Annotated in this window: 15 protein-coding genes; 11 read left to right on the top strand and 4 right to left on the bottom strand. The window is 63.0% G+C overall.

What is annotated here, in order from left to right; all coding sequences use genetic code 11:
• Positions 1 to 18 precede the first annotated feature (18 nt).
• The 4 genes from B0G57_RS07240 to B0G57_RS07225 are packed head-to-tail and all read right to left on the bottom strand — an operon-like array spanning position 19 to position 3,765.
• Positions 19 to 783 carry a glucose 1-dehydrogenase gene (locus B0G57_RS07240; protein WP_102606994.1) on the bottom strand — a complete coding sequence of 255 codons (765 nt, stop codon included), beginning with the start codon at positions 781 to 783 and terminating at the stop codon, positions 19 to 21.
• Between the two features lie 38 nt (positions 784 to 821).
• Entirely contained in the window at positions 822 to 2,075 is a 1,254-nt protein-coding gene (locus tag B0G57_RS07235) for a CaiB/BaiF CoA transferase family protein (protein ID WP_102606993.1), read from the bottom strand.
• 2 nt (positions 2,076 to 2,077) lie between these two features.
• Complete coding sequence (locus B0G57_RS07230; protein WP_102606992.1) at positions 2,078 to 2,554, bottom strand: MaoC family dehydratase; 477 nt, start codon at positions 2,552 to 2,554, stop codon at positions 2,078 to 2,080.
• 47 nt (positions 2,555 to 2,601) lie between these two features.
• Positions 2,602 to 3,765: an acyl-CoA dehydrogenase family protein gene (locus B0G57_RS07225; protein WP_102606991.1), complete on the bottom strand. Its 1,164-nt coding sequence runs from the start codon at positions 3,763 to 3,765 to the stop codon at positions 2,602 to 2,604.
• A 381-nt stretch (positions 3,766 to 4,146) separates the two neighbouring features.
• On the opposite strand from B0G57_RS07225, the gene B0G57_RS07220 reads away from it, so the two are divergent.
• From B0G57_RS07220 to B0G57_RS07170, 11 genes are read left to right on the top strand one after another with little or no spacing between them, the layout of a single operon-like run.
• A complete protein-coding gene (locus B0G57_RS07220; protein ID WP_102606990.1) occupies positions 4,147 to 4,512 on the top strand; it encodes a Zn-ribbon domain-containing OB-fold protein in 366 nt (121 codons plus the stop codon).
• Positions 4,513 to 4,572: 60 nt separating this feature from the next.
• A complete protein-coding gene (locus tag B0G57_RS07215; protein WP_102606989.1) occupies positions 4,573 to 5,724 on the top strand; it encodes a thiolase in 1,152 nt (383 codons plus the stop codon).
• Entirely contained in the window at positions 5,724 to 6,500 is a 777-nt protein-coding gene (locus B0G57_RS07210; protein ID WP_102606988.1) for an enoyl-CoA hydratase/isomerase family protein, read from the top strand. Before B0G57_RS07215 ends, B0G57_RS07210 begins: the two co-directional genes overlap by 1 nt.
• 11 nt (positions 6,501 to 6,511) lie before the next feature.
• On the top strand, positions 6,512 to 7,318 hold the full coding sequence (locus B0G57_RS07205) for an enoyl-CoA hydratase/isomerase family protein (RefSeq protein ID WP_102606987.1): 807 nt from the start codon (positions 6,512 to 6,514) through the stop codon (positions 7,316 to 7,318).
• 18 nt (positions 7,319 to 7,336) lie between these two features.
• Positions 7,337 to 8,152 carry an enoyl-CoA hydratase/isomerase family protein gene (locus B0G57_RS07200; RefSeq protein WP_102606986.1) on the top strand — a complete coding sequence of 272 codons (816 nt, stop codon included), beginning with the start codon at positions 7,337 to 7,339 and terminating at the stop codon, positions 8,150 to 8,152.
• 44 nt (positions 8,153 to 8,196) lie between these two features.
• Entirely contained in the window at positions 8,197 to 9,051 is an 855-nt protein-coding gene (locus B0G57_RS07195) for an SDR family oxidoreductase (protein WP_102606985.1), read from the top strand.
• A gap of 3 nt (positions 9,052 to 9,054) precedes the next feature.
• The gene (locus tag B0G57_RS07190; RefSeq protein WP_102606984.1) at positions 9,055 to 10,197 is read left to right on the top strand and encodes a CaiB/BaiF CoA transferase family protein; all 1,143 of its coding nucleotides are present in this window, start codon (positions 9,055 to 9,057) and stop codon (positions 10,195 to 10,197) included.
• A 43-nt stretch (positions 10,198 to 10,240) separates the two neighbouring features.
• Positions 10,241 to 11,440: an acyl-CoA dehydrogenase family protein gene (locus tag B0G57_RS07185; RefSeq protein ID WP_102606983.1), complete on the top strand. Its 1,200-nt coding sequence runs from the start codon at positions 10,241 to 10,243 to the stop codon at positions 11,438 to 11,440.
• Between the two features lie 30 nt (positions 11,441 to 11,470).
• The gene (locus B0G57_RS07180) at positions 11,471 to 12,625 is read left to right on the top strand and encodes an acyl-CoA dehydrogenase family protein (protein ID WP_102606982.1); all 1,155 of its coding nucleotides are present in this window, start codon (positions 11,471 to 11,473) and stop codon (positions 12,623 to 12,625) included.
• A gap of 36 nt (positions 12,626 to 12,661) precedes the next feature.
• Positions 12,662 to 13,828, top strand: a complete 1,167-nt coding sequence (locus tag B0G57_RS07175; protein ID WP_102606981.1) for an acyl-CoA dehydrogenase family protein — start codon at positions 12,662 to 12,664, stop codon at positions 13,826 to 13,828.
• A gap of 16 nt (positions 13,829 to 13,844) precedes the next feature.
• Positions 13,845 to 14,651: an enoyl-CoA hydratase gene (locus B0G57_RS07170; RefSeq protein ID WP_102606980.1), complete on the top strand. Its 807-nt coding sequence runs from the start codon at positions 13,845 to 13,847 to the stop codon at positions 14,649 to 14,651.
• The last annotated feature ends 121 nt before the right edge of the window (positions 14,652 to 14,772 follow it).

Genomic DNA, 14,772 nt, shown 5'->3' with positions numbered 1-14,772 from the left:
TGTCGCTGGCCGAGCCGTTTAGCCGGCCATGGTCAGGCCGCCGGACACGCTGATGACCTGGCCGGTGATGAAGGCTGCATCGTCGCTTGCGAGGAAGGCGACCATGCCGCAGATGTCTCCAGGCTCACCCATGCGCCCGAATGGCACGGCCTTGACGAGCGCGGCCTTGATGCGCTCGCCTTTTTCGCCTTGCGCGAGGTTGTCGAGAAGCGGCGTCGCGGTGGGGCCAGGGCATATGACATTGACGGGGATCTGCTGACGCGCCATCTCGCGCGCCATCGTCTTCGTGAATGCGATCAGGCCGCCTTTGCAGAACGAGTACACCGCTTCCATCGACGAACCCACGCGTCCCGCATCCGAGGAAATATTGACGACGCGGCCCCGGCCGCGTTCGGCCATGCGCTTGAGCACGGCGTGGTGCATGTTGAGCGGTCCATAGAGATTGATAGCGACGACCTTGTCCCAGAACGGCTTTTCGGTTTGCAGGAAGAAGGCGCCCATGTCCCAGCCGGCGTTGTTGACGAGCACTTCGATCGGCCCGAGCTCTTGCTCGACCTTGGCGACGGCAGCGTGGACGCCTTCGTGATCCGTGATGTCGACGCGATACGCGCGCGCCTTTCCGCCTGCCGCCTCGATTTCGGCCGCGACACGTTCGGCGCCTTCTTGATTGAGGTCAAACAGGGCGACGGTGGACCCTTCTTCGCCGAACCGCTTGCTGATTGCCGTTCCGATCCCGCCTGCGGCGCCTGTAACGACGACGACCTTATCCTTGAGCCCCTTCATTGATTCCCTCCGTGATGTGCCAGGCGCTCGCGCGCCGATTAGTCTTTGCTGAGCGCTTCCGAAACCGCCTCGCCTTTCCCCGTGGCCCGCGCAACGAGCGCGCGCGCCTCATCCGCGCCGTAGCCCGCTTCGATCAGAACCTCGACGCTGTGCTCGCCGAGATTCGGCGGCAGATAGCGCACATTGCCCGGAGACTCGGAAAAGTGAACTGGAATCGAGGTCATCACCATCTCGCCTTCCGTCGGGTGCTCGAATCGCTGGAAGAACCCGGTCTCCTTCAGGTACGTGTCCTGCATCAGGTCTTTCAGGTCGCGCACGGGACCGTGAGGCACGTCGGCCGAGGCGAAAATGGCGTTCCACTCCTCGGTGGTCTTGGTAAGGATGGCGTCGCCGACGATGCGGTAAAGCTCGTTGATGTTGCGCATGCGTTCCGCCATGTGGCAAAAACGCGGATCGTCGAGAAGGTGAGCCGCATCGATCGCGCGCAGCACGCGGCGCCATTGTTCGTTGTTCACCGCAAGCAGGCAGATGTGACCGTTCTTTGTCGCATAGGGCCGGCGATGCGGCGAGAACATGCGCGGATAGCCGAGACCGGTCCCATCGTTCGACCCTAGCGCGCCTTCCCACAGATGCTCGAATAGATTGAACTGCAGCATCGTCTCGAACATCGGCACGTGAACGAGCTGACCCGAGCCCGTGCGCTCGCGGTGATAAAGCGCCATGCCGATCGACGACGCCAGCACATAGCCGCAGAACTTGTCCACGATCACCGTCGGGAAGTAGCGTGGCGATCCGTCCGCATCGCGGTTCATCGCGGCGATGCCGCTTTCGCCCTGGATGACGTCGTCGAAAGCGGGGCGGTCCTTGTGGGGACCGTCGATGCGATAGCCCGCGCCCGATGCGTACACGATGCGGGGGTTGCGCGCTCTCACGCTGTCATAGTCGATACCGAGCCGCTCAGCCGCGCTCGGGCGCATGCTGTGCACGATGACATCGGCCGTCTCGACGAGCTTGAGCAACGCCTCGCGGCATTCGGCCTGCTTGAGGTTCAGGATCACGCTGCGCTTGTTGCGGTTCATGATCGTGTAGAAGACCGCCATGTCCGGGTTACGGCCGGGACCGTTCTTGCGGTTCTGGTCGCCTTCGGGCGGTTCGATCTTGATGACATCCGCACCCATGTCGCCCAAAAGCTGCGTCGCGACGGGGCCGAGCACATTGATGGTCAGATCGATCACGCGGACGCCGGCCAACGGTCCGGTCGCCCGTTGCAGCGGTTGTTGGGGGTTGTGCATGCTCAAGCCTTGTATTCTTTGCCCTTCACGAGCCTGAGCGGCGTATAGACCATCACTTCCGTGCCGTCCTGCTTGATCACGCGATTACGCGTACGCACGAGTCCAAGCCCGGGTCGTCCCTTGCTTGGCCGGCATTCGGTCACTTCGCATTCCACATGAATGGTGTCGCCGACATACGTCGGACCTTTGATGTCGAGTTCCATGTTCAAGAACGCGAAGCCGACGCCTTGCATGGTGGCTTGCGTGAGCAGCCCTTCCATCAGCGTAAAAACCAGCGCGCCCGGCGCGACGCGCCCTTTGATGGCCGATTGCTCCCGGAGAAATTCGGTGTTCGTGAACAGCACCTCCAGCATGCCGGTCACGGAAACGAAGTTGACGACATCGGTCTCGGTGACCGTGCGGCCGACGGTCTTGAACTTGCGTCCAATGGGCAGGTCTTCCCAGTGAATCCCCAAGCCAACCGTTTCGATTTCTTCCATTTGCCTGTCCTCTTTATTGTCGCTTGCCCATTTGCCGAACTGTCTTGTCAGTTTTTCCTGACGCGGCCAAGCACGTTGTCCGCGATGATGTTTCGCTGAATCTGGTTGGTGCCTTCAATGATCTGCACCACCTTTGCGTCGCGGAAATAGCGGTTGATCGGATATTCGTTCGAGATGCCGGCCGCGCCAAAGAGCTGCACGGCGTCGGTCGCGACTTTCATGGCGACATCGGACGCGAACATCTTCGCCATCGCGGCCATCGGGGCCAGTTCCCGGCCGCGCACGCCGGCGTCGACGAGCGACGCGGTGCGATAGACCAACTGGCGCGCGGCTTCCGTTTGCGTCACCATGTCGGCGATCATCCAGCGCACGCCCTGGAAGTTGCTGATGGTCTGACCGAATGCCACGCGGTCCTGAATGAATTTGACGGTGTGATCAATCGCGCCCTGCGCGATGCCGACCGCGCGCGCGGCCACAATGGGGCGGCTCGTGTTGAGCGCCTCCATGGCCACCTTGAATCCTTGCCCGCCTTCCGGGCCGAGACGGTCTTCGGAACGGATGAAGGCGTCGTCGAAATAAAGCGGGCACGACGCTACGCCGCGGGCACCCATCTTGTCTTCCTCATTGCCGATCGCGAGGCCGGGCGTGTTGCGCTCGACGATGAAAAGATTGATCCCGAGCGGCTGGCCTTCCTCATCGAGCGTCCTCGCCGCGACGAGGATGAAGTCGGCGATATGCGAATTCGTGCACCAGATCTTCGAACCGTTCAGCACATAGCCGCCCTCTGTGCGTCGCGCCGTGGTGCGGATGCCGGAGACGTCGGAGCCGCTTTGTGCTTCGGTGATGGAAAGCGCGCCGCGCAGCTCGCCCGAGGCCAGGCCCGGTAGCAGGCGCGCCTTTTGAGCTTCAGTGCCGCCTTCGAGAATGGCGCCGAACGGCGTCCACTGCACGACTAGAAGATAGCCGGTGTTGTAGCAAACGCGTCCGAACTCCTCGACAGCGATACAGGCCGACATGACGCTCCCAGCGCCGCCGTACGCGTCGGGGAACGGTAGCGTGAAGAGGCCCAATTCCTTAAGTAGTGCGTACATGTCATGCGGATACTCGGCCGTGCGGTCGATCTCGTCGGCGCGCGGCGCCACGCGCTCCCTCGCGACGCGCCGGATGAGGTCGCGGATCTGAACCTGGTCGTCTGTTAGTTCGTATGTCACTTCGGGCTCTCTTGCTAACGGTGTGCCAGGCCGTGGTTCGCGTCCGGAGTGGGGAAACCTTCCCCCGCTGGCCTCTCCTGAACATCGCTCGGCATCAGTCTTCGAAAACATGAACAATGTTCGATAAAGTAAACGAATGGTCCAGGAGACGTCAAGCGCGGAAACAAGCCGCCGCGGGTTTGTCCGGGGTAGGTTCAGCATTTCCCGCGATGTAGTGTCAGCCTTGCGCGGCGGGGCATGACAGCGCTTTCCCGCCGTTGACAGGGCGCTTCCAGTGCGTTTAGTATTTGGAACATCGTTCGTGTATACGTTTTACGTTCACCCGATATTGCGGCTCTCATCGGCGTGAGCCTGTGGCAAAACGATTTGGAGGAGCGGGGAATGGACTCTCTTTGTCCTGAAGTCGACTATCAGAAGTTTCTGGCCGAGGGCCGCTTGATGATCCAGCGCAGCCGCGGCAGCGGCCGCTATGTCTTCTACCCGCGCGTGGCCGAGCCCGTTACCGGGGCGCGCGACCTGGAGTGGGTCGAGGCTTCCGGCAAGGGGACGGTTTATTCCACCACGGTCGTGCGCCAGAAAGCGCCCACGCCCAGTTACAACGTTGCACTGATCGATCTGGAAGAGGGTGTGCGCATGCTCAGCTGCGTGGAGGGCATCGAGCCGGAGGCCGTGCGCATCGGCATGCCGGTGCAGGCGAAGGTGGTGTACCGGGGGGACGCGGCATTGCTTGTATTCGAACCGGCCTGACACCCGCTAACCCCGCAACCGGCCGTCAAGACCCGGGCGCACCGATAAAAGGTAGATCGAATGGACTTCAACTTGCGCGGGCGTACCGCACTGGTGGCAGGCGCCACATCTGGGATTGGCGAAGCACCCGGCCTGTCGTCGATGGACCTTGCGGCGCGTGCGTCCGTCGACGCACTGGCGCAAGTCGGCCTCACGCCAGGCGACGTGGACGGACTCTTTGTCTGCACGCCGGACGATATGCTCTCGGGGCTTACGTTTGCCGAATACCTCGGTATTAACCCGAAGTTCACCGACAACAACCGCAGCGGCGGCTCGGCGTTCGAGATCTACGCCCACACGGCGGCGATGGCGTTGCTGACGGGGCAGATCGACGTTGCGTTGATCGCCTATGGGAGCAACCAGCGCAGCGCGGCGGGCAAGCTCGTGCAGTCGTCGCGGCCTTCGCCCTGGGAGAGCCCGTACAAGCCGATGAACCCCGTATCGTCATATGCGCTTGCGGCGGCGCGTCATATGCACCAGTACGGCACGAAGCGCGAACATCTCGCCGAGGTCGCCTTGGCCGCGCGCAAGTGGGCACAGTTGAATCCGGAGGCGTACGTGCGCGCGCCGCTATCGATCGACGATGTGCTGGGCGCGCGTCTCGTATCGGACCCCCTGTCGGTGCGCGATTGCTGCCTCGTGACCGACGGCGCGGCTGCCGTCGTCATGGTGCGGGCCGACCGGGCGCGCGATTTGACCGCCAAGCCGGTATATCTGCTCGGCGCGGCTTCGGCCACTTCGCACCGCGAAATCGCGAGCATGCCGGATCTGACTGTGACCGCCGCGGCCGAATCAAGCCGGCGCGCGTATGAAATGGCGGGCGTAAAGGCAAGCGATATCGACGTCGCCATGCTCTACGACGCATTCACGATCAACACCATTCTTTTTCTTGAGGATCTCGGCTTCTGCCCGAAAGGGGAAGGCGGCCGCTTCGTGTCGGACGGCGCCATTGCGCCGGGCGGTCGTCTTGCCGTGAATACGAACGGCGGCGGTTTGTCCTGCGTTCACCCCGGCATGTATGGCCTGTTCCTGATCGAAGAATCGATGCGGCAATTGACGGGCCGCGCCGGCGACCGCCAGATTGCGGGCGCAAAGCTCGCGATCGCGCACGGCAACGGTGGCGTGCTGTCGAGCCAGGCCACGGTGATTCTCGGAACGCAGGAAACGCTCTGATGGCAGAGATCGTAGCAGTCCGGCAAGACGGCGCAATCGCGATCGTCACATTGAATTATGTTCAACGGCGCAATGCGTTTTCGCTGAAAATGCGCGAGGCGTTGTACGCGGAACTTTATCGGCTGATGCATCGCGAAGACAGTTGCCGCGCGATTGTTCTGACCGGCGCCGGTAATACGTTTTGCGCGGGCGGCGACATTTCGGAGATGCAGACGCGCAAGGTACTTGAATATCGTCAGCGCAATCAATTGCCGCTCGATATTTTCAGGCTGATGGTCGAAGGTCCGAAAGCCGTTGTCGGCGCCGTGGAAGGGTTTGCGTTTGGCGCGGGTCTTTCACTCGCCGCGGCGTGCGACTACATCGTCACGTCTTCGGCCGCGCGATATGCGAGTGCGTTCGTCAAGGTGGGGTTGCTGCCCGACACGGGGCTCTTCTGGTCGCTCTCGCAACGCGTAGGCGGCGGTCTTGCACGCGAGCTGATGTTGAGCGCGCGAGAGTTCGACGGCATCGAAGCGGGCGAGACCGGCTTTGCCAACCAAGTTGTCGAGCCCGGCCATGCGTTGAATGCGGCGATGGAAGTGGCGCAACGGTACGCGGAACTCCCCTCGGTGGCCATGGCACATCTGAAGAGCGCGCTCGCCACGGGCATTCACACGCTCGACGACGCGATCGAAACCGAAGTCAACGTGCAGCCGATCCTGCGCCGCAGCCGCGAGCATCAGGAAGCCGTGAGCGCCTTCATGGAAAAGCGCAAGCCTGTCTTCGTGGCCGACTGAAGGAAGCCATCATGAGCGAAAAGCAAACTGCAGGCACCGACGCCGCGCCGCTGATCGAGGTGACGCGCGAGGGGCACGTCGCGATCGTGACCTTGAACAATCCTCGGCGTCGCAACGCCATGAGCCGGCAGATGCGCCAGATGCTGCGCGACACGATGCATCGCCTCATGGTCGATGACGCCGAGTCGCGTGCGATCGTCCTGGCCGGCGCGGGTGAACACTTTTGCGCGGGCGCCGACATCTCCGAAATGACTCAGCGCACGATCTTGCAAAGCCGCGAGATTCTGGCCGAATCGTGTGTCGTGGTGCGCGAAATGCTGGCCGGTCCCAAGCCCGTTGTGGCAGCCGTCGAAGGCGTGGCCTTCGGCGCGGGACTCTCGCTCGCGGTCGCGACCGACTATGTCGTTGCCGCATCGAACGCGCGTTTTTGCGCGGCTTTTCTGCGCGTCGGCCTGATCCCGGATACCGGCATTCTATGGACGCTGCCCAAGCGCATCGGGATGGCCCGCGCCAAGGAGATGCTCTCGCTCGCCACGGAGATCGACGGTAACAAGGCTGGATCGATTCACCTCGCGAATCAAGTAGTCGAGCCCGGCGCCGCACGCGCAAAAGCAATCGATGTTGCGCGTGGCCTGGCCGATCTGCCGCCGCTCGGCGTGGCACTCCTCAAGGAAGCGCTCACGAATGCCGCGACGACGATGGATGGCGCGCTGCGAGCCGAGATCGACTATCAGCCCATTCTGCGCCGGTCGAAGGACCATCAGGCTGCCAGCAAGGCGTTTTTCGAACACACCGTGCCGGTTTTCACTGGCGAGTGACGGCGGGGGAGTGATGCGATGAGTATCGAACAAGAGCAAATGGCAGCGGGCAGCGACCCAATCGTTCAGGTTCGTCGCGAAGGCGACGTAGCCGTTGTCACGATGAGCTATCCCGAGCGCCGCAATGCATTCTCGATGAAGATGCGTCTCGCGTTGACCGACGTGTTCCAGCGGCTCATGCATGACGACCCCGACACCAGGGCAATCGTGCTGACGGGCGCCGGCGGTCATTTTTGCGCAGGCGGCGACTTGTCCGAAATGCAGGAGGCCACGCCATCGTTGTTGGCGCTGCGCGAACGCATCGCGGTGGGGGTACGCCTTTTCAAGCTGATTTACACGGGCACGAAGCCGGTCGTCGCAGCCGTAGAGGGAGCGTGTTGTGGCGCTGGCCTCTCGCTCGCCGCGGCTTGCGACTTCGTGGTCAGTGCGGAGACGGCGAAATATTCCTGCGCGTTCGGCAAGGTCGGATTGCTGCCCGATACCGGAATTCTCTGGACTTTGCCGCAGAAGGTCGGCGGGGGCAAGGCCCGGGAACTGATGCTGAAAGGCGACGTGATCGACGCAGCCGAGGGGCGCCGTATCGGCCTGGTCAGCGAGATTGCCGCGAGCGGGTGCGCGCTCGATGCGGCGATCGCGGCCGCGTCTCGCTTCGCGAGCTATCCACCGGTGACGCTGGCGCTACTGAAGGCGAGTCTCGTCAACGCGGGCAATTCGATCGAAGACGCGTGCCGCCTCGAGATCGACCTCAATCCGCTGACGCGTCAGACCAACGATCATGCGGAAGCCGTGAACGCCTTCATGGAAAAGCGCAAGCCGGTATTTACCGGCGCCTGAAGCCGCCGTTCTCCGTTGCTGTTTCTACTGGACATTCAACGCCTATGTTTACGCCTGACCTGCTGAAGCACAAAAGAATTCTGATCACCGGCGGCGGCACCGGTCTCGGCAAGAGCATCGGCCGGCGCTATGTCGAACTCGGCGCCGATCTCGTCATCTGCGGTCGCCGCAAGGAGGTGCTCGATGCGACGGCCGATGAGTTCCGCGCGGCGATGCCCGGCGCGCGCATCACGACCGTATCGGCAGACGTGCGCAGCGCGGAGTCCGTCGAGTCGATGATGGACATCATCTGGCAGGACGGCCCGCTCGACGTATTGCTGAACAACGCGGCGGCGAACTTCATCGCGCGCACGGAAAGCCTCTCGCCGCGCGCAGTGGATGCGGTCCTCAACATCGTTCTGCATGGCAGCTTTTATTGCACGATCGCCGCGGGCAGGCGCTGGATCGATGCGGGTCACAAGGGCAACGTGATCAGCACCGTGTCGACGCCCACGATGACCGGCTCGGCTTTTACGGTGCCCTCCGCGGCGGCAAAGGCCGGTGTGCTCGCAATGACGCGCAGCCTCGCCGTCGAGTGGGGGCCGAAGGGCATTCGGCTGAACGCGGTGGCCCCTGGCCTCTTTCCGACGCCGGGAGCATGGGAGCAGCTGTATCCGCCCGGTTCGCAGGTCGAACCGCAGGAACGCTCGGTGCCGCTTCGGCGCTTCGGCGATCACAGCGAACTCGCCGACCTCTACGCGTATCTGGCTTCGGAGGGATCGGGCTATATCACTGGAGACATGATCGTGATCGACGGCGGTCGCTGGATGCAGGGCGTTGGCGGCCCGACATTCCGCGCCATGCAGGATTGGACCGACGAGCAATGGGATGCCATGCGCGCCCATGCGCGCAAGGGTTGACCGATGGGACCGCTTGAAGGAATCCGAATCATCGAGCTGGCCGGTATCGGACCGGGGCCAATGGCGGCGATGTTGCTCGCCGATTTGGGCGCGACGGTGCTGCGCATCGAGCGGCGCCGGCCGGTCAAGCTCGGCATCGAGCGGCCGTTGCGCTACAACCTGTTGCTGCGCAACCGGAAGTCGATCGCACTGGATCTGAAGGACCCAAAAGCCGTCGAGCTCGTGCTGTCGCTCGTGGAGCGCGCCGACGCCTTGATCGAGGGTTTCCGCCCCGGCGTAACCGAGCGCCTTGGTTTGGGCCCGCAGGCTGCCCTCGAGCGCAATCCGAAGCTCGTCTACGGACGCATCACGGGGTGGGGACAGGACGGCCCGCTTTCCGAGTATGCAGGACACGACCTGAACTACATCGCGATCACCGGCGTGCTCAACGCAATCGGCCGCCGCGGCCAGCCTGCGTCGATACCGCTGAACCTGATCGGCGACTATGCGGGAGGTTCGCTGTACCTCGTAATGGGGCTGCTTTCCGCCATCCTGCATGCGCGCAACGGTGGCAAAGGCCAGGTCGTTGACGCCGCCATCGTCGACGGCACGGCCAACCTTGCCACGACGTTCTTTGGGATGCAGGCGGCCGGCATCTGGCGCGACGGACGCGGGACGAATATCACGGACTCCGGTTCGCACTTCTACGACGTCTATGAATGCGCGGACGGCAACTGGATTTCGGTGGGACCTATCGAAGAGAAGTTCTACCTCGAGCTGCTCCGCCTGCTCGATATCGATCCGGAAACGCTCGGCGCGCAACTCGACGAGCGCAACTGGCCTGCGGCTCGCGCGTTGTTCGCGCTGAAGTTCAAGAGCCGCACACGCGAGCAGTGGACGACGCTGCTCGAGCACACGGACGCGTGCTTCGCGCCGGTGCTGTCGTGGAGCGAGGCACCCGAACACCCGCACCTCAAAGCGCGCGGGACGTTTATCGACATCGACGGCATCGTCCAGCCGGCTCCGGCGCCACGTTTCTCGGTCACGGTACCCGAGAAGCCGACCGCGCCGGAAGCGCCCGACGCGGCGACGATCGATGCCGCGCTGGCCGCATGGCTCGCGCCGGAGCGCATCGGCGAGCTGAAAGAAGCGGGAACGCTGGCCTGAGCCGCACGCGGCAGTCGACCCATAAAAAAGGAACGAGACACTCATGGACCTGCGATATACCGACGAAGAACTGGCATTCCGCAATGAGGTGAGAGCCTTCTTCAAGGAGGCGCTGCCCGCCGACATTCGACGCAAGGCCGTGATGGGGCAGCGCTATTCGGCGGCCGATCTGCGCCGCTGGCAACGCATCCTCTACGAGCGCGGCTGGGCTACGCCAGCCTGGGACAAGGCGTGGGGCGGTACCGGCTGGAGCGCCGTGCAGCAATACATCTTCAAGGAAGAGCTGCACATGGCCCCGGCGCCGGAGACACTGTCGTTCAACGTCAACATGATCGGTCCGGTGCTGATCGCGTTCGGCAGCGACGAACAGAAACGCCATTTCCTTCCCCGCATCGCCAGCCTGGAGTACTGGTTCTGCCAGGGCTTCTCCGAGCCGGGTGCCGGTTCCGACCTGGCCGCCTTGCGAACGCAGGCCACGCGCGACGACGATCACTATGTCATCAACGGACAGAAGCTCTGGACGTCGACGGCGCATCACGCCGACTGGATGTTCTGCCTGGTGCGAACGGACTCGAGCGGCAAGAAGCAACAAGGCATCACGTACTTGCTCATCGATATGAAAACGCCGGGCCTGACGGTGCGGCCCATTATCACGATCGACGGCCACCATGAGACCAATGAGGTGTTCTTCGACAACGTGCGGGTGCCGGTTGCCAACCGCATCGGTGAAGAGAACAAGGGCTGGGACTACGCCAAGTATCTGCTCGGCAACGAGCGCAGCGGCATCGCTCGTGTGGGTGTGTCGAAGATGCGTGTGCGCCACGCGAAGGATCTCGCGAAGCGCGTTCCCTGCGGTGACGGCGTGCTGTGGGACGATCCGCGCTTTCGCGAACGCGTCGCCGACGTCGAGGTTGAGTTGAAGGCGCTGGAGATGACGCAGATGCGCGTGATCGCCGAGACCCGTGCGCAAGATAGCCACGTGCCGGATCCGAAGACCTCGATTCTGAAGATCAAGGGCTCGGAGCTCCAACAACGCTCGGCTGAGCTGCTACTCGAGGTGGCGGGCCCGGATGCGCTGCCGCTCGACATCGACTTCTTGCGGGGTCTCGGCGATCCAGTCCGAGAACCCGACTGGGCGCTGACGATTGCGCCGAACCACTATTTCGCGCGTCACGTTTCGATCGTGGGCGGCTCGAACGAGATTCAGAAAAACATTCTCGCCAAGTCGGTACTGGGGCTCTGAGCGACGTCGAACTGCGGAGAAGCATGGGTTATGGACTTTGATTTCACCGATGAGCAACGCATGCTCAAGGACAGCGTCGAGCGGCTCGTGAAAGACGAGTACGGCTTCGAGCAGCGCGCCAAATACCTCGCGGAGCCGGATGGCTTCAGCCGCGCGCAATGGGCGCGCTACGCCGAAATGGGGCTTCTGGGCCTGACGTTCGACGAGCAGTACGGGGGCAGCGGCTGCGGCCCTGTCGAAACGATGGTCGTCATGGAGGCGCTGGGGCGCGGGCTCGTAGTCGAACCCTATCTGTCGACGGTCGTGCTGGGCGGTGGCCTCGTGCGGCTTGGCGGCAACGAGGCGCAGCGCGCGGCAATTCTGCCTCGGATTGCGCAAGGCGAGCTGCTGATGGCGTTCGCGCATGGTGAGGCGCAGTCGCGCTACGACCTTGCCGATGTTGCGACAACCGCGCGGCGCGAAGGAGACGGATGGGTGCTCGACGGGGCAAAGCGCGTGGTGCTTCACGGCGGCAGTGCGGATAGGCTCGTCGTGTCCGCGCGAGTGTCGGGCGAAAGACGCGAGCGTAACGGGATTGGCCTTTTTCTGGTCGAAGCCGATGCGGCCGGCGTGACGCGACATGCCTATCCGACGCAAGATCGTCTGCGAGCGGCGGACATCGAGTTGTCCGCTGTCCGCGTCGCGCAGACCGATGTTCTCGGCGTTGCGGGCAGCGCGTTGCCGCTGATTGAAACGGTGGTGGCGCAGGCGATCGCGGCCGTGAGCGCGGAAGCCGTGGGCGCAATGGCCGCCGCGCATGAGGAAACCGTGGAGTACCTCAAGGTTCGCAAGCAGTTCGGCGTCCCCATCGGCTCTTTCCAGGCACTGCAGCATCGCGCGGTCGACATGCTGGTCATGCTCGAGCAGGCGCGCAGCATGGCGCTTTTCGCGACCATGATGAGCGAAGAGCCGGACACCGAAGAGCGCAACCGCAGCATCTCCGCGGCCAAAGTGCAGATCGGACGCTCGGGCCGCTTCGTCGGCCAGCAGGGGGTGCAACTGCACGGCGGCATCGGCATGACCGAGGAATGCAAGGTCGGTCATTACCTTCGGCGCCTGAGCGCCATCGATATTCAGTTCGGTTCGACCGAGCATCATCTGGCCCAGCTCGCCGATGCAGGCGGGCTGATCGATTCAGCAGCCTGAGCCGCGCGCGTTCAGCCAAGCAAACGGAAGCCATTCATGAGCCGAAATTCCACCCTTGACCCCTATCGGGAACTGCGCGACGCCTTGCGCGATCTATCGAAGGAATATCCCGACGAGTACTGGCGCCGTATCGATCACGAGCGTGTTTATCCGGAGGCATTTGTCGACGCGTTGACGAAGGCCGGCTGGATGGCGGCATTGATTCCACAGGAATACGGCGGTTCGGGTCTCGGGCTGACCGAGGCGTCCGTGATCATGGAGGAGATCAACCGCAACGGCGGCAACTCCGGGTTTTGCCACGGCCAGATGTACAACATGAACACGCTGTTGCGCAACGGCTCAGAGGCGCAAAAGCGCAAATACCTGCCGAAGATCGCGAGCGGCGAATTGCGCTTGCAGTCGATGGCCGTGACGGAACCGACGACAGGCACGGATACCACGAAGCTGAAAACCACCGCCGTGAAGAAGGACGGCCGCTATGTGGTGAACGGCCAGAAGGTATGGATCTCCCGCGTGCAGCACTCGGACATGATGATTCTGCTCGCGCGCACCACGCCTTTGTCGGACGTGAAGAAAAAGTCGGAGGGGCTGTCGTGCTTCCTCGTGGACCTGCATCAGGCCATCGGCAACGGCCTGACCGTGCGGCCCATTCCGAACATGGTCAATCACGAAACCAACGAGCTGTTTTTCGACAACCTGGAGATTCCCGAAGAGAATCTGATCGGCGAGGAAGGCAAGGGTTTCAAGTACATCCTCGATGGTCTCAACGCCGAGCGCGCGCTGATTGCGGCGGAGTGCATCGGTGACGGCTACTGGTTCGTCGACCGCGCGTCGAAGTACGCGAACGAGCGAGTGGTATTCGACCGGCCCATCGGCATGAATCAGGGCATCCAGTTTCCGATTGCCGAAGCGTACATCGACGTGCGCGCGGCGGACCTCATGCGCTACAAGGCCTGCGAGCTGTTCGACCACCACCAGCCCTGCGGCGCCGAAGCGAACATGGCCAAGCATCTCGCGGCCACGGCTTCGTGGAAGGCGGCGAACGCGTGTCTGCAGACGCATGGCGGCTTCGGTTTCGCGTGCGAATACGACGTCGAGCGCAAGTTCCGTGAGACGCGCCTCTATCAGGTCGCGCCTATCTCGACGAATCTGATCCTGTCCTACGTGGCCGAGCACGTGCTCGACCTGCCGCGTTCATTCTAAGCATCGAGGGGATCTCATGCGCTTCGAGACCATTCTGTACGACGTCAAGGACCGTATCGCGACCATCACCCTGAACCGCCCCGAACACATGAACACCTGGAACGACCAGGTGGCGACGGAGGTGTACGAGGCGATGCAGGCAGCGGGCGCGGACCGTGGCGTGCGCGTCATCGTTTTTACCGGCGCGGGCAAGGCGTTTTGCGCGGGCGGCGATATTCACAGCTTCGGCGGCGACCCTGCCGCGCTCATGACGAAGCTCCCGCGCCCTTTCGATATGCGCAAGCGCGCGGACTGGCAAACGCGCTGCTCCTACTATCCGTCGATTCCGAAGCCCGTGATTGCGATGCTCAACGGCGCAACGGTCGGCATCGGCCTGATTCACGCGCTCTTTTGCGACATCCGCTTTGCCTCCGAGGACGCCACTATTACAACGGCGTTTGCGCGCCGCGGTCTGACTGCCGAATACGGCATGGCGTGGATCCTCGCGCGTCACGTGGGCCAGGCGCATGCGCTCGACCTGCTGCTCTCGGGACGCAAGATCAAGGGCCGCGAAGCGGAGCGCATGGGCCTCGTGAATCGTGCGATCCCGGCTGAAAGACTGGCGGAGGAAACGTACGAGTATGCGCGCGAAATGGCCAATTACTGCTCGCCGCGCTCGATGCGCATCATGAAGGAGCAGGTCTGGGAAGTGCCGTTCCAGACGCCGCACGAGGCGGTGATGTACGCCGGGTTGGACATGCCGATCGCGAACCAGTGCGACGACTACAAGGAAGGCATGGCGAGCTTCCTGGAGAAGCGCAAGCCGAGCTTCACGGACGATTGACCCCTAAGACCTGGAGCTTCGCTCCCAGCCCCCCAAGGAGGCAATTTCCAAGAGGATTGGCTTCGGGGTAGCAGAGTTGAGCCGGCCCGGCGTTTCTTTTGAGCACTGACAGGACACCCTC

Source organism: Trinickia symbiotica, assembly GCF_002934455.1.
GTDB lineage: Bacteria > Pseudomonadota > Gammaproteobacteria > Burkholderiales > Burkholderiaceae > Trinickia > Trinickia symbiotica.
This window is presented reverse-complemented; position numbering and strand designations above follow the sequence as displayed.